The sequence below is a fragment of the Acidovorax sp. GW821-FHT09A11 genome, from assembly GCF_059418365.1.
In genome coordinates this window covers 760,254-779,224 of sequence record NZ_JBWKPS010000001.1, presented here as the reverse complement: position 1 = coordinate 779,224, position 18,971 = coordinate 760,254, and the positions used below count along the sequence as shown (strand labels likewise).

Below are 18,971 nucleotides of genomic sequence, written 5' to 3'. Positions count from 1 at the left end.
GGGGCGCGCAAGCGCCTTGCCGGGGCCCGTGAGTCAACGTGTTTTCAGGCCGCCTTGTTGCGGCGCCGCGGGAGGCGATGGCGCATCGCCCATCCCGCCATGAGGGCCGAGAGGATCGCCAGGCCCCATTCGGACAGCGTTGGAATGGAGGCCGGGGCGGCGGGTGGCGCGATGCCCACGTGGACCGTGAACGAATCGGCGGTGGGGCCCGCGCCCCAGGTCCAGGTGTAGGAGCCTGGCGTGAGCCCCAGGCTGGCCAGCGAGGTCCCCGTCCACGTGGCCGAGGAAGCGAGCGCCGATCCGGAGACGTAGCCCAGGGGGGCGAAGACAAACCCCGGTGCCATCATGCCGTCCAGTCCCACCATGTCGCCCGACGATGTATCGGCGAGGACAGGGCCTCCCGCCCCCAGCATGGGAGGCCCGGAGACGCCCATGTAGGCCTCCACCGTCCCGGCCGTGCCGGTGAAAATCAGCGCAGCCGAGGGGATGACCACGGAGAAAAGAGGCCCGTTGCCGGCCGGGGTGAGGGCTGCCATGTTCATGCGGCCGCTGCCGCTGGCGACCACATTGCCGCCACTTTCGAAAACGTAGACCGCATAGGCGGCGAACGTGTTGCCCGACAGGAGAAGCAGCAGGGCGACTGCTGCCGACTGGATTGCCTTCATTGAACGACTCCCTCTGTTTCCTTTTGCGGTCCATTGTAGGGAGCGCGGCGTGTGCCGCCCAGCTTTGAATGGCAGGGCCTTCCCGGGCCTTTCCGAGGTTTTCATGCTGCTGGCAAAATACTGGTTATATTTACAGTATTCGTGTTTTCGGACCCTCTCTTCCCACCATGCCTGCGCAACGCCACTCCCTGCGGGTTGTCGCCTCCGATCTGCCATTTGCCGTGCCTGGCGTCTGGCACGCGGACGGGCTGGTGGGCACGGGCCAGCACCAGGCGCAACCCACGGGGTATGCGCTGCTGGATGCGCAGCTACCGGGTGGAGGGTGGCCTGTCGGGGCGCTGAGCGAGGTGTTGCAGCCCTTGGCGGGCCTGCATGAATGGCAGCTGGTGCTGCCCGCCCTGGCCCAGGCCACGGCCGCGCGGCATGGGGCCGTGGTCGTGGTGGCGCCCCCGTGCGAGCCTTTTGGCCCGGCGCTCCAGGCCCAGGGGCTGCCCCCCGGGCGGCTGGGGCTGGTGCGGGCGGATACGGCCATGTCGGCGCTGTGGGCCGCCGAGCAGGCGCTGCGGTGCCGGGATGTGCTGGCCGTCATGGCCTGGCTGCCGCAGGCACAGCCGGCGGCCTTGCGCCGGCTGCAGCTGGCCGCGGCCCAGCAACAGCAGCTGCTGTGGGTGTTTCGGCCCGTCAGCGCGGCCCCCCAGGCGTCGCCAGCCTTGCTGCGGCTGCAAGTCCAGGGCATGCCCATGCCCGCGGGCACGCCCGTGTTCCCCGGGATGCAGGTGCACATTCTCAAGCGCCGGGGGCCGCCCCTGGCGCAGGGGCTGCCATTGCCCGGATGCCACCTTCTGCTGGCGCAGGTGCTGGCGGCGCAGGCCGAACGGCGGCGTGCTGCCCAGGCCGCGGCGGTGGGCATGATGGAGGAAGGCCGGGGCGCATTGGCCGTTGCACTCCCCGCCGGGGGCGCCGTGCCGCGTCGGGCGCCCGCGCCCGCATCGCCAGGGGGGAGGGGGCATGCACTGGATCGCGCTGCCATGGCCACGGCCGGATGAGGGGGAGGGCGGTTCCACGGCGCCGGCAGGAGCCGCCGTGGCGATGGAGCCGTCGGCGGGTTGGTGGGCGCTGCGTTTTACACCGCGCGTGGCGCTGGTGGACGATGAGGCCGTGCTGCTGGAAGTGTCCTCCACCGAACGGCTTTGGGGCGGGCGCGATGTCTTGCTGGCGCAGGTGCTGCAGGCCTGGGCTGTGGCGGCTTCCACGTCGGGCGGGCAGGGAGAGCCTGTTTTTTCTGAAGGAAGCAGGCCCTGTGCGCAGCCGCCGTGGGGCTGCGGCCCCACGGCGCTGGTGGCGCACGGCTTTCTGAGGCTGGCCCTGGCGGGCCGGGCGCCGCCTGCGCAGGGGCCGCCAGGGCTGCCCTTGCATGCGCTGACCGCCTTGCGCCCGCATGTGGCCAGCCTGGAGCGCATGGGCTGCCGCACTTGGGGGGCGCTGCGTGCGCTGCCGCGCCCGGGGGTCTCGCGGCGTTTTGGCGTGGGGGTGCTGCGGGCCCTGGACCAGGCCTTTGGCGATGCCCCCGAAGCGCATGCGTGGCTGGAACTGCCCGAACAGTTCGCGCTGACCCTGGAGCTGCCCGCGCTGGCGGTGTCGGCCGATGCGCTGCTCTGGAGCGCCCACCGTGGCATCGCGGCCCTGCATGGCTGGCTGCAGGCACGCCAGCAAGGTGTGCTGGGGCTGGAGCTGGCGTGGCGCCACGACCTGCGGCGCATCGACGGCGTGATGATCGCGCCCGTGCAGGCGCTGCAGGTGCGCACGGCGCAGGCCACGCAGGACATGGCGCATCTGCGGCGGCTCCTGGCGGAAAACCTGGCGCGGACCACGCTGGCCGCGCCAGCGAACCAGATCACGCTGCGCCTGCTGGATGCGGCCCCGCTGGCGCACCGCAGCGCCAGCCTCCTGCCGCCGGATGGCCGTGGGGGCAGCGACCCGGGCCTGCCGGGTGGCGTGCAAGGCGAGGCCTTGCACCAGCTGCTCGAGCGCCTGTCCGCCCGGCTGGGGGCCGAGCATGTGCAGGCGCCGGTGCTGCAGGCCGACCACCGCCCCGAGCGCATGCAGCAGTGGCGCCCGGCGGCCGAGGTGCTGCGCGTGGCGGCGCCCCCCCGCCCCGCGGCCCGGGGTGCATCCTCCAGCGCTTCCGACGCGGCCCTGGACGCCACGCCCGGCGGGCTGCTGCAGCCCACCTGGCTGCTGAACCCGCCACGGCGCCTGGCCGTGCAGGGCAACCGCCCGTGCCACCACGGCCTGCTGCGCCTGCTGGCCGGTCCCCACCGTTTCGAGGCGGGCTGGTGGTCCGGGGCCGGCAGCGACGATGCAGACCCGGCCCATCCCTGCGCCGGCCTGGCCTTGCGCGACTACTTCGTCGCGCACAACGATGTGGCGGGGCTGGTGTGGGTGTTTCGCGAGCGCCTGGCATCCGTGCCGGAGGGCGCGCGGGCCGCGGCGCGCCCCCACCGCTGGTTCCTGCATGGAATCTTCGGATGATGGCGCCAGGGAGTTTCACCATGTCTTCGCCCATGCCAGGGAATGCCGCTGTGGCCGGGTTGCCGGACTACGCCGAGCTGCATTGCCTGTCCAACTTCAGCTTTCAGCGCGGGGCATCGCACCCGCAGGAACTCGTGGCGCGTGCGCTGGAGCTGGGCTACCGGGCGCTGGCACTGACCGACGAATGCTCCGTCGCGGGCGTGGTGCGGGCCTGGGAGGCGGCCCTGGAATGCGGCTTGCACCTCATCGTGGGCAGCGAGTTTGTGTGGGGTGATCTGCGGGTGGTGGTGCTGGCGCGGGATGCCGAGGGCTGGGGCAACCTGTGCGAGTTCATCACCGCCGCCCGCGCGGCCGCGCCCAAGGGGCAGTACCACGTGGGCGCGGCCAGCCCATGGGCGGCTTTGAAGGGGTGCGAATTGTTGCTGTTCCCCTGCCGGCATGGCTTTGATGCTTCTGATTTGATAGCTGTCAGCGCTTGCCTATCCAGCGCCAAAGGCCAATTTGGCTCATATTTTGACGGCCATCTCTGGCTGGCGGTCGAGCTGCACCTGGCCCCGGACGACAGCCTGTGGCTGGCCACGCTGCAGCGTGCGGGCGCGGCGCTGGGCTTGCCACTGGTGGCAGCGGGCGATGTGCACATGCACGCCCGTTCGCGCAAGCCGCTGCAGGACGTGATCACCGCCGTGCGCCTGGGCTGCAGCGTGGGTGAATGTGGTTTTGCGCTGCAGCCCAATGCCGAGCGCCACCTGCGCCGGCGCGTGCGGCTGGCGGGCATCTACCCGCCCGAGTTGCTGGACGCCACGCTCACGGTGGCGGGGCGCTGCACTTTCCGCCTGGATGAAATCAAGTACCAGTACCCGCTGGAGACCGTGCCCGCCGGCATGACGCCCGCACAGGCCCTGGCCTGGCTGGTGGATGCGGGCGTGCGAGGTGAATACCCGCAAGGCGCGCCAGAGAAGGTGTGGGTGCAGATCCGCAAGGAGCTGGATCTGATCGCGCACTGCCAGTACGAGATGTACTTCCTCACGGTGCATGACATCGTGCGCTACGCGCGCAGCCAGGGGATCCTGTGCCAGGGGCGCGGTTCGGCGGCGAACTCGGTGGTCTGCTACATGCTGGGCATCACGGCCGTCCCGCCCGAGAACACCAACCTGCTGTTCGAGCGCTTCATCAGCAAGGAGCGCAAGGAGCCGCCCGACATCGACGTGGACTTCGAGCACGACCGGCGCGAGGAGGTCATCCAGTACATCTACGAAAAATACGGCCGCGAGCGCGCCGCCATCGCTGCCGTGGTCACCACCTACCGCACGCGCAGTGCCCTGCGCGATGTGGGCAAGGCACTGGGCGTGGCGCCGGCCTTGGTCGATGCCTTCGCCAAGGACCACCACTGGTTTGACGAACAGTTCGCCACCGACCGGCTGCAGGAACTGGCGGAAAGCCTGGGCGCACCGCTGCACCGGCACACGGCCCAGCTGTGGCTGGAACTGGCGGCGGACCTGAAAGGCTTTCCGCGCCACCTGAGCCAGCATGTGGGCGGTTTCGTGCTCACGCAGGGCAAGCTCACGCGCCTGGTGCCGGTGGAGCCGGCGAGCATGGAGAATCGTTCCGTCATCCAGTGGGACAAGGACGACCTGGACACCATGGGCTTGCTCAAGGTCGATGTGCTGGCCCTGGGCATGCTCAGTGCCTTGCGCCGCTGCCTGGATTTGCGCGATGCCTTGCGGGGTGAGCGCTGGGATCTCAAGGGCATCCCCCGCGAAGACCCTGCCACCTACGACATGATCTGCGCCGCCGACACCGTGGGCGTGTTCCAGATCGAGAGCCGCGCGCAGATGAGCATGCTGCCGCGCCTGCGGCCGCGCAAGTTCTACGACCTGGTGGTGGAGGTGGCCATCGTGCGGCCCGGGCCCATCCAGGGTGGCATGGTGCATCCGTACCTGAAGGCGCGAGAGGTCGAGCGGCAGATGCGCAGTGCGGGCAGCAAGGAGCCTTTTTCGTTGGAGTACCCGGAGCTGCGCAACGCGCTCGAACGCACGCTGGGTGTGCCCATCTTCCAGGAACAGGTGATGCAGATCTCCATCGATGCCGCCGGTTTCACGCCGGGCCAAGCCGATGACCTGCGCCGCTCAATGGCGGCCTGGAAGCGCAAGGGGGGCGTGCACCGGTTTGAAAAGCCGTTGAAAGACGGCATGGTCGCCCGTGGTTATGCCGCCGAATTCGCCGACCGCATCTTCCAGCAGATGCTGGGCTTCGGCGAATACGGCTTTCCCGAAAGCCACGCCCACAGCTTTGCCTTGCTGGCCTATGCCAGCAGCTGGCTCAAATGCCACGAGCCCGCGTGTTTTCTGGCCGCGCTGCTCAACTCGCTGCCCATGGGTTTCTACACCGCCTCACAACTGGTGCAGGACGCGCGCCGCCACGGCGTGCGCGTGCTGCCCATCGACGTGACCCTCAGCCACCACGATTGCACGCTGGAAGGTCCGGCCGAATACTTGCGACCTGCCAAGGGGCTGCCCACGCCGCTGCTACCGCAGCCTGCTGTGCGCCTCGGCCTGCGGCTGGTGGGCAGCCTGCAGGAAGAGGCTGCCAAACGCCTGGTGCAAGTCCGCGTCGCAGGCCCTGCCTTTGCCAATACCGAAGACCTGGCCCTGCGGGCCCGCCTGAGCCCGCAGGACCTGCAGGCCCTGGCCGCTGCCGATGCCCTGGCCAGCCTTTCGGGCCACCGGCGCCAGCAGATGTGGGACGCTGCCGCGCAGCACCCCGCCCCCGCGTTGCTGCGCGATGTGCCCGTGCACGAAGCGCCGCTTGCCTTGCCAGCCGCGCCCGAAGGGGAGGAAATCCTGTTCGACTACGCCGCCACCGGCCTCACGCTGCGCCGCCACCCGCTGGCCCTGCTGCGCCCGCGCCTGGACCGCTGGCGCCTGCTGAGCGCGCTGCAATTGAATGCCGTGCCCCATGGCCGCAAGGTGCGCGCCTGCGGCATCGTCACCGTGCGCCAACGCCCCGGCACGGCCAAGGGCACGATGTTCGTCACGCTCGAAGACGAGACCGGCCCCGTGAATGTGATCGTGTGGCCCGCGCTGGTGGACACCTGGCGCAACGCGCTGCTGCGCTCGCAGTTGCTGGCGGTGGAAGGCATGTGGCAGTGCAGCGTGCCGGAAGGCGGCGGCGCGCCCGCCCCGGGTTCCATTCCGCCATCGTCCCCGCAGGCGCCGGCACCCACGGTGGTGCGTCACCTGGTGGCCCAGCGTTTCAAGGACCTGACCCCGCTGCTCGGCCGCATGGCCCATGCGCTGCAGGGGAGCCGCGATTTCCATTGATGAAGGAGGGTGGCCCCCCTGACCCGCAATTGAGCGGGCGCCGTCCGGTCAGGTCAGCGCGCGGGCGATGCTTTGCTGGCGGCCTGCCGCGCGGGTTGCGAGGCGGTGCCCGCGGCCCCCTGGGCGCCGGGCTTGACGGGTTCCCTGGCGAGATCCAGCAGGGGCTTGCAATGCGTGTCGTCGTCGGCCGCGGGCACGGTGATGGGCACCAGCGCCAACGCGGCGGGAGCCACGGCCGCTGCCACCACCGCCGCGCCCGCGCGCAGCAGCAGCGGGCCGGCTTCCACGCCGACCTTCGGGTCGCCGAACGTGCCTTTCACGTACAAGGGCGAGCGCAGCGAGAAGAACTTCCATTGCAGCGACTCGGGCTTGATGCGCAGGTTCATCTCCTCGGTGCCCAGGTCGATGGTGCCGGTGGCCTCGATGATCGCGTCTTCGGTGCTCATCTTCACCACGCGCGTGGTCGCCAGGCCGTCCACCACCGTGAAATCGGCCACCGCGCAGCGCAGGTGCACTTCCTTGTTTTCACCAAAGAGCTTGCCCACGATGATGCTGCCCACGTTCAGCGCGGCCAGGTCCAGCATCTGCTTGCTCAGCGTGCCGTCCCGCACGTACAGGCGCATCTCGCCCGTGCCCTGGCCCAGCAATCCGGCCAGGCTGTTGCCGCGGCTCTCCAGTGCGATGGCGCCGTCCATGTGGCCAAAACTCTTCTGCATGAGCTGTACCTTGGGGAACAGCGCCGAAAGCTGCAAGCCCTGCACGGTGCCGCGTATCTGCGCCTTCAAGGGCGCGGCGCGCCCGTCGATGCTCACCTGCGATTCGATCTTGCCCTGCGCCACGCCAAACGTGAGGGGCGCGAGCTTGAGCTGCGCGTTTTCCATCACGGCCCGCACGCTCAGGTCTTCCAGCGGCAGGCTCTCGGGGCGGATGATGTGGCGGCCCTTGAACACGATGTCCATGTCCATGGCATTCCAGCGCTCGGCCGCGAACTTGGAGTCCGGCAGCACCTTGCCACGCTGGTCGCGGCCACGGTGCGTGTTGTCGGACTTGGTGGTCCCGATGGTCGGCCCCAGGTCCGCCAGGCGCAACTGGTTGGACGCCATCGTCCCGGTGAGCCGTGGGCGCGGCTTGCCCGACGTGTACTTGAGCGACCCCTGAAGATCGCTCTGGCCCACCTTGCCTCGGAAGCCGTTGTATTCCCAGACCGCCCGTTCGGGCTCCAGGCTCCCGGTCAGCCGGCCGGTGGTCTCGAAGGGCGGGGTGTTGGGCAGCACCAGCCCGGTCAGGTCGTACAGGTCGGCCATGCTGCCGCCCTTGAGCCGGACCTGGAAGTCCAGGCCGGACAATGCGCCCGGGTTGGCCAGAATTCCTTGCGCCGACAGCGACACGCTGCCGGCGCTGGCGTCGATCTGAAGGGGGTAGTTCACCACCTTGTTGCGCAGGCTGATGACCTGGCCCGCTCGCCCCTGGCCCCTGACCTGGGCCTTGGCATACCGGCCCTGCAGTTCGAAGCGCAGGCCATAGGGCACCGGCCCCGCCGCCGCATCGGCCCCGGAGGCAGCGGCGCTCGCGGATGAGGATGCCCGCGCCAGCGCGGGCTGCGCCGGGGTCGATGCGGCGGCGGAGGTGCCGGATGGCGTGGCCGCCGGCCCGCCGGGGAGCACCGGCTCGGTGGTGTCAATGCGGGCCTGCAGGTCCAGGTCCTTCATGCCGTCGGCATAGGCCAGGACGCCCTGGTGGACCACCAGCCGGTCCACTTCGAAGCTCCATCCGCTCCTGGGCCCGTCCTTGCGCTCGAAGGTCCAGTTGCTCGCACCGCTGGCCGTGCGGGCCAGCGCCACCTGGGGGCCGGTGAGCGCCACGGTGTCGATGGAAAGATGCCGCCCCAGCAGGGGCAGCAGGCGCACGGTGGCGGTCGCGCTGCCGATGCGGGCCATGGTGGCTGGGCTGCCGTCGGTCTTGCCGGCCGTCTCGGCCGGGCCGGCTGCGCCTTTTGAAGCCGCTTTGCCATTGGCACGCTGGAAGGGGGGCGTGAATCCGGAGGGGTTGTCCATCACCAGGCGTTCGGCCTTCACCGTGACGTCCGGCACCCAGCGCTGCCACCCTTCTTCCAGGGGCTGGGGCCAGCGCCATTGCGCGGACAAGTCACCTTCGATCGCAAAGTGCCGGCCCGTGGCTTCGCTCACTTTTTCATTGACCCAGGGCTTCGCGCGGTTCCAGTCGATCCAGGCGAGCAGGACCCCCAGCAGCACCAGCACCATCGCCACCAGCCCGACGGCCCACAAGGTCCACACCACAAGGCGCCTCCCGATGCCGGATGCAGGCCGCTGGCGGGCCTGGGCCACGGCGGGGCTAGGCATGTCGGTGGAAGGCGCGGCAGGTGTGGATGGCATGAAGGCAGTCGGCGGGCAGCGTGGGGGTGGAGTGGGGCTGTTGGGCGTGTTTTCAGCGGTAAGCGCATCCGGCCCAGGGGGAGCGGTGTGCGCGTCCACGGGGCCTTTTGGCGTTCATGCTAGCCCGCATCGGCGCGTATCGCAGCAGCACGGGCGCAACTGCAGCCCTTGTCCTACAGGGGCAAGAACCCCGCATGCCCGTGGGCCCCGGCGGGTCCGCGCAAGGTCAAGGGGGCTGCCTTCTCGGGTGCAGACGGGTTGTGCGGCATCGAAGGAGAGGGTTCATAAAATGTGCCCACCATGCACAACCCCCGCCATACCCATGCCCCTGCCGTGCGCGATGGCGTGGGGCCCAGCTGCGTGGTGCTGCCCAGCCAGGGGCAGGGCAGCATGCTCGACTTCCTGGCGCGGCGGCTCCCGGCGGTGGCCCGTGAGGAGTGGCTGCGGCGCATGCAGGCGGGCGACGTGGTGGATGAGCGCGGCGACCCCGTGGCGCCCGCTCGCCCGTTTGAAGGCGGCCTCAGGCTGTACTACTACCGCAGCCTGCCCGCGGAGCCCGCGCTGCCCTTCACGGAAACGGTGCTTTACCAGGACGAGCACCTGGTAGTGGCCGACAAGCCGCATTTCATGCCCGTGACACCGTCCGGCCGCTACCTTCACAACACGCTGCTCGTGCGGCTCAAGCGCCAGCTGGGCCTGCCGGAGCTTTCGCCCCTGCACCGCATCGACCGGGACACCGCGGGCCTGGTGCTGCTGTCGGTGCACCAGCGCACGCGCGGGGCCTACCAGGCGCTGTTCCGCGACCGCCAGATCACCAAGCACTACGACGCGATCGCCCCCTGGCGCGCGGATGTCGCCTTTCCGCGGGAGCACATCAGCCGGCTGGAGGAAAGCCCGCAGTTCTTTCGCATGCAGGAAGTCCCTGGCGAGCCCAACAGCCACACGCGCATCGAGGTGCTGGACGTGGCAGGCGCGAGCGGGTGGGCGCGCTACCGCCTGTCGCCGGTCACGGGCAAGCGCCACCAGCTGCGGGTGCACATGGCGGCCCTGGGGCTGCCGCTGCGCAACGACCCGTTCTACCCGGTCGTCAACGATCCGCCCGAGGGCGACTATTCACGGCCGCTGCAGCTTCTGGCGCGCTCGCTGGAGTTCGTGGACCCGCTGTCGGGTGCGCGGCGGGTGTTCGAGAGCGGGCAGCGGCTGGGCCTGCCCTGAGGGCTGGATTTTAAAGAGACGCCGCCAAGGTACAGCAGGGCTTGCGGGTGACGCAAATAAAAAAACCTGCCATGCAGCAATGCAGGGCAGGTTTCAGAATCTGGAGCGGGTGAAGGGAATCGAACCCTCGTATGAAGCTTGGGAAGCTGCCGTTCTACCATTGAACTACACCCGCGAAGCCTGCAATTATAGGCAGCATCCGCCCGGTCCCCGACGGGCGCCTGGTGCAAACGCGCAAAACGCATATGCATAGCCGATCTTGTTGGTTGGTCTGATGCACTGCGGGCTCTAAATTCCTTTCACCTGCAGCGCGGCGCAGGCTCTTCACCGAAAGGACGCGAATGACAATGCAACGCAATTCCTCAATGCCATCAGGCTGGCGTGCCTGGCTTCGCGCCTGCGTGGCAGGAAGCACGGTGCTCTTTTGCAAAGCGCTGTGGGCCGCCACTCCCATTCCCGCTGGCCCCCTGGTGACCACCGAATGGCTCGCGCAGAACCTCGACAACCAGCAGGTGCGCATCGTCGAGGTGAGCGTGAACCCGGGCCTGTACGAGCGGGGCCATGTGCCTGGGGCGGTCAATTTCTCGTGGCACCAGGACCTCAACGACCGCGTGCGGCGCGACATCGTGGGCAAGGAAGGCTTCGAGGCGCTGCTGTCCAGGGCTGGCGTGTCGCCCGAGACCACGGTGGTGCTGTATGGCGACACCAACAACTGGTTTGCGGCCTGGGGGGCCTGGGTGTTCGACATCTACGGCGTGAAGAACGTCAAGCTGCTCGACGGCGGGCGCAAGAAGTGGGAGGCCGAGAACCTGCCCCTGAACAACCGCGTGCCCGAGTTCGCCGCCAGCAGCTACAGGGTGGGCCAGGTCAATACCCAGCTGCGCGCACGCCTGGCGGACGCGCTGGCCGCCGCCGAGGGCAAGAGCAATGCGAAGCTGGTGGATATCCGCTCGGCGGATGAATACACCGGCAAGATCTTCGCGCCTGCCGGTGTGCCGGAGCTCAGCATCCGCGCGGGCCACATTCCAGGCGCGGCCAACGTGCCATGGGGGCAGGCGGTGAGGGAGGACGGTACCTTCAAGTCCGCCGACGAGCTCAGGAAGCTCTATGCCAGCGCGGGCGTGGACGGCAGCCGGCCCATCATCACCTACTGCCGCATCGGCGAGCGCTCCAGCCACACCTGGTTCGCGCTGTCCAGGATCCTCGGCTACAGCGTGAAGAACTACGACGGCTCCTGGACGGAATATGGCAACTCGGTGGGCGTTCCCATCACGAATCCGGCGGGCACCGTCTGGGCGGCCAAATGAGCCCGCGGGCCGTGCCACGCCCGGGATTGAGGGGGTGAATGAAGCGGCGATCGGGAGACGGCGAAAGGCCACGATTTTTTGGTAGGGGTCTCCTTTACAGCCCGCTTCGTGCGGGCTTTTTTTCTCGGTGCCCGCGATGGCCGCGCGGGCCACACAGCGAACCATCGACGACCCATGAGCCTTCCATTGCGCACTGTTCCAGCCACTTCCTCCTATATCGCGCTGGCGCTGCTGGCCGCCCTGCTGGCGGCCGTCCCGTGGCTGCAGGGCCAGGCGGGCGGGCGCACGCTGGTGTTTGCGCTGGCCTGTGGCGCGGTGCTTGGCGTCGTGCTGCAGCGTTCGCGCTTTTGTTTTTACTGCCACGCGCGCGACTGGTTCGAAGACCGCAACCCGCGCGGGCTGCTGGCCATCGTGCTGGCGCTGGCCGTGGGCGTGTTGGGCCATACCGTGGTGCTGGGCGGCTGGCTGCCCGTGCCGCAGCCGGGCAAGCTGCCGCCGGACATGCACATCGGCCCGGTGAGCTGGGTGCTGGTGGCGGCGGGGCTTTCGTTTGGCGCGGGGATGGTGGTCTCGGGCTCCTGCATCAGCGCGCACTGGTACCGGCTCGCCGAGGGCTCGGCGGTGTCGCCCTTCGCTCTGCTGGGCTCCGCGCTGGGTTTCATCGCGGGCTTCAGGACCTGGAATGCGCTGTACAGCTGGAGCGTGGCCGATGCGCCCGTGGTGTGGCTGCCCGCGCACCTGGGGTATGGGGGCGCGCTGCTGGTGCAATGGAGCGCTCTGGCGCTGGTGGGCGCCTGGCTGTGGCGTGGCTTTGCGCACGAGGGCGCGGCGGGCGATGCACCCGGGGTGGTGAAGCCCGTGCCCGGCCTGGTCACCGTGTGGCGCAACCTGTGGACCGGGCGCTGGCACTACTGGGTGGGTGGCCTGGCCGTGGGGCTGATCGGCACGTTTGCCATCGTGCGCATGCGGCCCCTGGGCGTGACGGCCACGCTGGGCCGCGCGGCGCGCCAGTGGGCGCAAGGGCAGGGGTGGATTCCCGATCGGCTCGATGGGCTCGACGGCTTCGCGGGCTGCGCCACCTTGCCGCAAGCCACCTGGCTCACGCCCAATGCCTTGCTGCTGGCAGGGCTGGTGGCGGGGTCCTTTGTCGCGGCGCTGGCCAGCCGCCAGCTGGCCCCCCGCTGGCCCACCTGGCGCGATGCCGCGCGGGGGCTGTCGGGCGGCGTGTTGCTGGGCTGGGGCGCGATGACGGGGTTGGGCTGCACCATGGGCACGCTGCTGTCGGGCGGCATGGCCGGAGCGCTGTCAGGCTGGGTGTTTGGGGCGGCGGTGTTCTTCGCGGTATGGGCGGGCCTGCGCGCGAAGGCCGCCCCGTGGCGCCAGGGATGGGGGGCGAATTAGTGCATTTTTGGCCGCCAGCGCTTATCCAGAAAGCGCGGGCAGCTATCAAAAACATATCAAAAAGGTACCCGGCCCGGGGCCGGTCACTTCTGGATATCGCCCAGGCACAGGTACTTGATCTCCACATAGTCGTCCATGCCGTGGTGCGAGCCTTCGCGGCCCAGGCCCGACTGCTTGACACCGCCAAAGGGCACATGCTCGGTGGCCAGAATGCCCACGTTGGCGCCGACCATGCCGTATTCCAGCGCCTCGGTCACACGGAAGATGCGGCCCACGTCGCGGCTGTAGAAGTAGCTGGCCAGGCCGAACTCGGTGTGGTTGGCCGCGTCGATGGCCTCCTGCTCGGTCTTGAACTTGAAGACTGGGGCGAAGGGGCCAAAGGTTTCCTCGCGCGCGCACAGCATGTCGGCCGTGGCGTTGGCCACCACCGTGGGCTCGAAGAACTGGCCCGAGCCCAGGCTGGTGAGGCGCTGGCCGCCGGCCACCACCTGGCCGCCCTTGGCAATGGCATCGTCCACGTGGCGCTGCACCTTGGCCAGCGCGGCTTCCTCGATCAGCGGGCCCTGGTTCACGCCGGCCTCGAAGCCGTTGCCCACCTTGGCTGTCTTGACCTTGGCGGCGAACTTGGCCACGAACTCGTCGTACACGCCTTCCTGCACGTAGAAGCGGTTGGTGCACACGCAGGTCTGGCCCGCGTTGCGGTACTTGCTGGCGAACGCGCCTTCCACGGCGCTGTCGATGTCCGCATCGTCGAACACCAGGAAGGGCGCGTTGCCGCCCAGTTCCAGCGACATCTTCTTGACCGTGGGGGCCGACTGCGCCATCAGGATGCGGCCCACCTCGGTGCTGCCGGTGAAGCTGATGTGGCGCACCACGTCGCTCGCGCACAGCACCTTGCCGATGGCGATCGAGTTGTCGCTGTCGGCGGGCAGGATGTTGAACACGCCAGCCGGGATGCCCGCACGCAGGGCCAGCTCGGCGGCGGCCAGGGCCGTGAGCGGTGTGAGCTCGGCGGGCTTGATGACCACGGGGCAGCCGGCGGCCAGGGCGGGCGCCACCTTGCGCGTGATCATGGCCAGCGGAAAGTTCCAGGGCGTGATCGCGGCGCACACGCCGATGGGCTGCTTGAGCACCATCAGGCGGCGGCTGTTGTCGAACTGCGGCAGCACCTCGCCGTTCACGCGTTTGGCCTCTTCGGCGAACCATTCCACAAAGCTGGCGCCATAGGCGACCTCGCCCTTGGCTTCGGCCAGCGGCTTGCCTTGTTCGGCGGTCATGATGCGGCCCAGATCGTCCTGGTTGGCCATCAGCAGGTCGAACCACTTGCGCAGGATGATGCTGCGCTCCTTGGCGGTCTTGGTCTTCCAGGGGCCCCAGGCGGCATTGGCGGCGGCAATCGCGGCTTCGGCATCGGCGGGGCCCAGGTTGGCCACGTCGGCCAGCTTGAGGCCGGTGGCCGGGTCGTTCACGTCGAAGCGGCTGCCGCCCGCCACCCACCGGCCGTTGACGAGGCCGTCGGTCTTGAGCAGGCTGGGGTCGTTGAGCAAGGCGAGGGGCGAGGTCTTCATGTCCATGAGGTTTCTCCAGATGCAGTGGGTTGATGAGCGGTAGGCAAGGGCTCGCCGCCGGCAAAGGCGGGCAGGGCGGCGGGTGCCTGAAATTGGCGCAGCGGGCAGGCTATCACGGGTGAAATGGCCCACTGTCGCCAGTGTTTCAGTTTTTCAGGAAGGCAGGGATGCAGGCCGTTTTCACCGTGGCTCAGCCCCTGCGCGTGCGCAGCCACTCCAGCGCCAGGAGCAGGCTGGTGGTGAAGAGGATGAGCAGCGTGGCCACGGCGGCGATGGTGGGCGAGATGTTCTCGCGGATGCCGTTGAACATCTGGCGTGGCAGCGTGGACTGGTCGGCGCCGGCCAGAAAGAGCGTGACCACCACTTCGTCGAACGACGTGGCGAACGCGAACAGCGCCCCCGAGATCACCCCCGGCGCGATCACCGGCAGCGTGACGCGAAAGAAGGTGTTGAAAGGCGTTTCCCCCAGGCTCAGCGACGCGCGCACCAGGTTGTGGTTGAAGCCCGCGAGCGTGGCCAGCACGGTGGTCAGCACGAACGGCGCCCCCAGCGCCGCGTGCACGATGATCAGGCCGGCATAGCTGTCCGCCAGGCCCAGCGGCGCGAAGTACAGGTAGGTGGCCACGCCCACCACGATGATGGGCACCACCATGGGCGCGATCAGGATGCCCATGAGCAGGCCCTTGAAGCGGAAGTCCGCCCGTGACAGCCCCACCGCCGCCAGGGTGCCCAGGGCCGTGGCGATCAGCGTGGCCGCGGGCGCCACGATGAAGCTGTTGCGCGTGGCGCGGGCCCACTCGGGCGAATCGAACAGGTGGCGGTACCACTTGAGCGACCAGCCGTGGATGGGGTAGGCCAGGAACGAACTCTCGGAGAACGACAACGGCACCATCACCAGGATGGGGGCCAGCAGAAACACCAGCACGGCCACGCACAGGGCGCGCACGGCCCACCAGCCGAGCTTGTCGGCCCAGGTGGCGTACAGGGGGAATTGGGGGAGCAAATGGCGCATGGTGAGGGTCTTCAGAAGTGTTTAGCCCAGGCTCAGCTCTGCCTTGCCAATGCGGCGGTACACGCCGTACAGCAGCAGCGTGGCGGCCAGCAGCAGGGCGCCCAGCGCACAGGCCATGCCCCAGTTCACTTCCACGTTGGTGTAGCGGGCGATGTAGTAGCTCAGCATCTGGTCGTCGGCGCCGCCCAGCAGCGCGGGGGTGACGTAGTAGCCGATGGCCAGGATGAACACCAGCAGCGCACCCGCGCCCACACCCGGGTAGGTTTGCGGCACATACACGCGAAAGAACGCGGCGATGGGCGAGCTGCCCAGCGACACCGCCGCGCGCAGGTAGGTGGGGGGCACGCTTTTCATCACGCTGTACAGCGGCAGCACCATGAACGGCAGCAGGATGTGCACCATCGCAATCACCACGCCCGTGCGGTTGAACAGCAGCGCCAGTGGCTGCTCGATGAGGCCCAGGCCCATCAAACCGCGATTGACCAGGCCTTCGGACTGCAGCAGCACGATCCAGGCGGCCACCCGCACCAGGATGGAGGTCCAGAACGGCACCAGCACCAGGATCATCAGCACATTGGCCTGGCGCGCGGGCAGCGAGGCCAGCCACCAGGCCAGCGGGTAGCCCAGCAGCAGGCAGAACAGCGTCACCACAAAGCTGATGTGAAAGGTGCGCAGCAAAATGCCGCCAAACGCGCGCTGCTCCTCGGGCATGCGCTCGACATGGCCCAGCGCATCGCGCTGCAGGTCCACCGAGGCGAGCAGGTAGTCGGGCGTCCAGCGCGCGCCGTTCTTGGCGATGGCGCGCCAGAAAGGTGCTTCGCCCCAGCGCGCGTCCTTGCCGAGCAGTTGGTCGCGGATGGATTCGGGCGTGCCCTGCATGGGCAGGGCGCGGAAGGCGCCCATCACCATCGAGCGCGCGCCGGGCACTTCCGAGTTCAGCCTGCGCGCCAGCGCGCCAGCGTCAGAGCTGTCGGGCAGGCGGGCCAGGTCCTTCATGAGCGCGGCGTAGGCAGCGGGGCCCGGTGCCTCATGGCGGTCCCAGCCATGCAAGGCCTCGATGGTGGCGGGCAGCGTGTTGGCCACCTCGGGGTTCTCCACCCCACGCTGCAGCAGCGCGGCAATGGGGACGAGCAGCGTGAGCAGCAAGAACACCAGCAAGGGCAGGGTCAGGGCAAAGGCCCGCCATTTGCGCCGCGCTTCGGCACGCGACAGCGCCTTGCGCAGTGCGCCGGGTGCGTGGGCGTCCAGCGCAAGCGCGGCGGGGGCGATGGCAGAAGAGGCTTGCATGGTGTCTTGCGCTCCGAGGGTGCGGGTTACTGACTTACTGGGTGGCCCAGGCGGCGAAGCGTTTCTCCAGCGCTTCGCCCTGGTCGGCCCAGAAGCTCACGCCGAACTGGATGGCTTCCTTGGCGTTGGCGGCCGATGTGGGCAGGTCGTCCAGCACCTTCCTGTCCAGCTTGGCGAGGGCCGTGGTGTTGGCCGGGCCGTAGGCGATGTTCTGCGCGTAGGCGGCCTGGCTGGTGGTCTGCAGGGTGTGGGCAATGAACTTGACCGCAGCGTCCTTGTTCGGCGTGCCCTTGGGGATGGCCCAGTAATCCAGGTCATAGATGCCGCCGGGCCAGTAGATCTTGAGGTTGCGGCCCTCGCGGTTGGCCGCGTCGATGCGGCCGTTGAACACGGTGGTCAGCACCACGTCGCCCGCCACGAGGAACTGCGGTGCCTGGGCACCGGCTTCCCACCATTGGATGTGGGGCTTGAGTTCGGTCAGCTTCTTGAAGGCGCGGTCGGCGCCGTCCTTGGTGGCGAGCACCTTGTACACGTCGGCGGGCTTCACGCCATCGGCCATCAGCGCGAATTCGAGGTTGTAGCGCGCGCCCTTGCGCATGCCGCGCTTGCCGGGGATCTTCCTGGTGTCCCAGAAGTCGGCCCAGCTGGTGGGGGTGGTCTTGAGCCTGTCGCCGTTGTAGGCCATGACGGTGGACCACACGAAGATGCCCACGGCGCAGTCGGACACGGCGGCGGGCAGCAGGTCGGCCTTGCTCACGATCTTGCTGTAGTCGAGCTTTTCATACAGGCCCTCGTCGCAGCCGCGTGCGGCGTCTGGCGATTCCAGCTCCACCACGTCCCAGGTAACCTTCCTGGCCTCGACCATGGCCTTGACCTTGGCCTGCTCGCCGTTGTATTCCACGGCCACGATCTTGTGGCCCAGCTTTTCGTAGGGCTCGTAGAACGCCTTCTTCTGCGCGTTGGCGTTGGCGCCACCGAAGTTCACGACGGTGAGTTGCTGCTGCGCGAAGCTGGGCAGTGCCAGGCAGGCGGCCAGGGAGGCGCAGGCGATGAGGCTTTTTTTCATGGTGCAGTTTTTCCTTGGGTTGTGGAGGAACGGGGACTCGGGGACAGGGCTCGGAAACGGGGTGTGGCGGGGACAGTGCTCAAACGGCATAGATGCGCGTGGAGGCCGGTGGAAACTCCAGCAGCACGGCATCGCCCGGCTGCGGATGCATGCCCGTGCCGGTAGGGTTCAGGGGCAGTTTCACCACGGCCTGCTCCTGGCCGTGGCCCAGGTCGCACATCAGGCGCTGGTGGTCGCCGTAGTAAATGGTGCGCGCCACGGTCGCCGGGACGGCCGAGCCCCTGGGGTAGTGCGAGTGCGGGTGCAGCACGATGCGCTCGGGCCGCACGCAGGCCTGCACGGGGGCACCCCGGGCGGTCTGGTTCACGTTGACACCGGGCAGCAGGTGGCCGCCCGGCAGCTGGATGGCCGTCTCGGCGCCCGCGCCCTGCAGGGTGCCGGTGAGCACCGTGCTGTCGCCCACGAAACCGGCCACGAAGCGGTTAGACGGAGCTTCATACAACGTCTCCACATCGGCCAGCTGCTGGATGATGCCTTCGTTGAACACGGCCACGCGGTCGCTCATGGTCAGCGCCTCGCCCTGGTCGTGGGTCACGTACACGAAGGTCACGCCCAGCTGGCGGTGCAGCTCCTTCAGCTCGATCTGCATGTGTTCGCGCAGCTGCTTGTCCAGGGCGCCCAATGGCTCATCCATCAGCACGAGCTGGGGGTTGAACACCAGGGCGCGGGCCAGGGCCACGCGTTGCTGCTGCCCCCCTGACAGACGCGCGGGCAGGCGGTCGGCCATGCCGGTCAGGCGCACCATGTCCAGGGCCTTCTTCACGCGGTCGGCCTGCTCGGCCCTGGGCACCTTGCGCACGGTGAGCGGGTAGGCCACGTTCTGCCCCACGGTGAGGTGCGGGAACAGCGCGTAGTTCTGGAACACCATGCCGAAGTTGCGCTTGTGGGGCGGCGTGCTGGTGATCTGCTTGCCATCGAGCAGGATGTCGCCCGCGGTGGGGGACTCAAACCCCGCCAGCATCATCAGCGTGGTGGTCTTGCCCGAGCCCGAGGGCCCCAGCAGGCTCAGGAACTCGCCGCGCTGGATGTCCAGGTCCAGCGCGCGCACCACCAGTTGTTCTCCGTCGTACGTCTTTTGCACGCCGCTGAAGCGGACCAGGGGCTCTGCCGATGGGTTCATGGTTGGGGGCACCTTGTAAGCAGAA

13 protein-coding genes and 1 tRNA gene are annotated in these 18,971 nt (G+C 68.7%); 6 read left to right on the top strand and 8 right to left on the bottom strand.

Going from position 1 to position 18,971, the window contains the following annotated elements; all coding sequences use genetic code 11:
- Positions 1 to 44: 44 nt before the first annotated feature.
- On the bottom strand, positions 45 to 665 hold the full coding sequence (locus tag AC07PV_RS03560) for an IPTL-CTERM sorting domain-containing protein (RefSeq protein ID WP_218295189.1): 621 nt from the start codon (positions 663 to 665) through the stop codon (positions 45 to 47).
- A gap of 167 nt (positions 666 to 832) precedes the next feature.
- Between AC07PV_RS03560 and imuA the strand changes: the two genes are divergently transcribed.
- Genes imuA through AC07PV_RS03545 form a run of 3 tightly spaced genes read left to right on the top strand, consistent with a single transcriptional unit; the run spans position 833 to position 6,517 of the window.
- Positions 833 to 1,711, top strand: coding sequence for a translesion DNA synthesis-associated protein ImuA (imuA, locus tag AC07PV_RS03555; protein ID WP_492245923.1), 879 nt, complete (start codon positions 833 to 835; stop codon positions 1,709 to 1,711).
- A complete protein-coding gene (locus tag AC07PV_RS03550) occupies positions 1,674 to 3,197 on the top strand; it encodes a Y-family DNA polymerase (protein WP_494629413.1) in 1,524 nt (507 codons plus the stop codon). The genes imuA and AC07PV_RS03550 overlap by 38 nt, the downstream gene beginning before the upstream one ends.
- A 20-nt stretch (positions 3,198 to 3,217) precedes the next feature.
- Positions 3,218 to 6,517, top strand: a complete 3,300-nt coding sequence (locus AC07PV_RS03545) for an error-prone DNA polymerase (RefSeq protein WP_494629411.1) — start codon at positions 3,218 to 3,220, stop codon at positions 6,515 to 6,517.
- 53 nt (positions 6,518 to 6,570) lie between these two features.
- Here AC07PV_RS03545 and AC07PV_RS03540 read toward each other — a convergent pair whose 3' ends face one another.
- Positions 6,571 to 8,910, bottom strand: coding sequence for an AsmA family protein (locus AC07PV_RS03540; protein ID WP_494629410.1), 2,340 nt, complete (start codon positions 8,908 to 8,910; stop codon positions 6,571 to 6,573).
- A 300-nt stretch (positions 8,911 to 9,210) separates the two neighbouring features.
- Between AC07PV_RS03540 and AC07PV_RS03535 the strand changes: the two genes are divergently transcribed.
- Positions 9,211 to 10,125, top strand: coding sequence for a pseudouridine synthase (locus AC07PV_RS03535; RefSeq protein WP_218338701.1), 915 nt, complete (start codon positions 9,211 to 9,213; stop codon positions 10,123 to 10,125).
- A gap of 101 nt (positions 10,126 to 10,226) precedes the next feature.
- Here the strand turns inward: AC07PV_RS03535 and AC07PV_RS03530 are convergent.
- A tRNA-Gly gene (locus AC07PV_RS03530) sits at positions 10,227 to 10,300 on the bottom strand.
- Positions 10,301 to 10,466: 166 nt separating this feature from the next.
- Here AC07PV_RS03530 and AC07PV_RS03525 point away from each other — a divergent pair.
- Together AC07PV_RS03525 and AC07PV_RS03520 are read left to right on the top strand one after the other, a co-directional pair.
- Positions 10,467 to 11,432: a sulfurtransferase gene (locus tag AC07PV_RS03525; RefSeq protein ID WP_494629408.1), complete on the top strand. Its 966-nt coding sequence runs from the start codon at positions 10,467 to 10,469 to the stop codon at positions 11,430 to 11,432.
- A gap of 174 nt (positions 11,433 to 11,606) precedes the next feature.
- Positions 11,607 to 12,833, top strand: a complete 1,227-nt coding sequence (locus tag AC07PV_RS03520) for a YeeE/YedE family protein (protein WP_494629407.1) — start codon at positions 11,607 to 11,609, stop codon at positions 12,831 to 12,833.
- Between the two features lie 83 nt (positions 12,834 to 12,916).
- Here the strand turns inward: AC07PV_RS03520 and AC07PV_RS03515 are convergent, their stop codons facing one another.
- From AC07PV_RS03515 to AC07PV_RS03495, 5 genes are all read right to left on the bottom strand, one after another.
- Positions 12,917 to 14,407, bottom strand: a complete 1,491-nt coding sequence (locus tag AC07PV_RS03515; RefSeq protein ID WP_492805345.1) for an NAD-dependent succinate-semialdehyde dehydrogenase — start codon at positions 14,405 to 14,407, stop codon at positions 12,917 to 12,919.
- A 184-nt stretch (positions 14,408 to 14,591) separates the two neighbouring features.
- The gene (locus tag AC07PV_RS03510) at positions 14,592 to 15,413 is read right to left on the bottom strand and encodes an ABC transporter permease (protein ID WP_218338699.1); all 822 of its coding nucleotides are present in this window, start codon (positions 15,411 to 15,413) and stop codon (positions 14,592 to 14,594) included.
- 21 nt (positions 15,414 to 15,434) lie between these two features.
- The gene (locus AC07PV_RS03505; protein ID WP_494629406.1) at positions 15,435 to 16,700 is read right to left on the bottom strand and encodes an ABC transporter permease; all 1,266 of its coding nucleotides are present in this window, start codon (positions 16,698 to 16,700) and stop codon (positions 15,435 to 15,437) included.
- Positions 16,701 to 16,734: 34 nt separating this feature from the next.
- Positions 16,735 to 17,766, bottom strand: a complete 1,032-nt coding sequence (locus tag AC07PV_RS03500) for an ABC transporter substrate-binding protein (protein ID WP_494629404.1) — start codon at positions 17,764 to 17,766, stop codon at positions 16,735 to 16,737.
- 79 nt (positions 17,767 to 17,845) lie between these two features.
- Entirely contained in the window at positions 17,846 to 18,946 is a 1,101-nt protein-coding gene (locus tag AC07PV_RS03495; RefSeq protein ID WP_494629403.1) for an ABC transporter ATP-binding protein, read from the bottom strand.
- Between the last annotated feature and the right edge of the window lie 25 nt (positions 18,947 to 18,971).

What these genes read in the sequence shown, in the direction of transcription:
- AC07PV_RS03560 (WP_218295189.1), bottom strand. Translation starts at nt 665, where the DNA reads ATGAAGGCAATCCAGTCGGCAGCAGTCGCCCTGCTGCTTCTCCTGTCG.
- imuA (WP_492245923.1), top strand. Translation starts at nt 833, where the DNA reads ATGCCTGCGCAACGCCACTCCCTGCGGGTTGTCGCCTCCGATCTGCCA.
- AC07PV_RS03550 (WP_494629413.1), top strand. Translation starts at nt 1,674, where the DNA reads ATGCACTGGATCGCGCTGCCATGGCCACGGCCGGATGAGGGGGAGGGC.
- AC07PV_RS03545 (WP_494629411.1), top strand. Translation starts at nt 3,218, where the DNA reads ATGTCTTCGCCCATGCCAGGGAATGCCGCTGTGGCCGGGTTGCCGGAC.
- AC07PV_RS03540 (WP_494629410.1), bottom strand. Translation starts at nt 8,910, where the DNA reads ATGCCATCCACACCTGCCGCGCCTTCCACCGACATGCCTAGCCCCGCC.
- AC07PV_RS03535 (WP_218338701.1), top strand. Translation starts at nt 9,211, where the DNA reads ATGCACAACCCCCGCCATACCCATGCCCCTGCCGTGCGCGATGGCGTG.
- AC07PV_RS03525 (WP_494629408.1), top strand. Translation starts at nt 10,467, where the DNA reads ATGACAATGCAACGCAATTCCTCAATGCCATCAGGCTGGCGTGCCTGG.
- AC07PV_RS03520 (WP_494629407.1), top strand. Translation starts at nt 11,607, where the DNA reads ATGAGCCTTCCATTGCGCACTGTTCCAGCCACTTCCTCCTATATCGCG.
- AC07PV_RS03515 (WP_492805345.1), bottom strand. Translation starts at nt 14,407, where the DNA reads ATGGACATGAAGACCTCGCCCCTCGCCTTGCTCAACGACCCCAGCCTG.
- AC07PV_RS03510 (WP_218338699.1), bottom strand. Translation starts at nt 15,413, where the DNA reads ATGCGCCATTTGCTCCCCCAATTCCCCCTGTACGCCACCTGGGCCGAC.
- AC07PV_RS03505 (WP_494629406.1), bottom strand. Translation starts at nt 16,700, where the DNA reads ATGCAAGCCTCTTCTGCCATCGCCCCCGCCGCGCTTGCGCTGGACGCC.
- AC07PV_RS03500 (WP_494629404.1), bottom strand. Translation starts at nt 17,766, where the DNA reads ATGAAAAAAAGCCTCATCGCCTGCGCCTCCCTGGCCGCCTGCCTGGCA.
- AC07PV_RS03495 (WP_494629403.1), bottom strand. Translation starts at nt 18,946, where the DNA reads ATGAACCCATCGGCAGAGCCCCTGGTCCGCTTCAGCGGCGTGCAAAAG.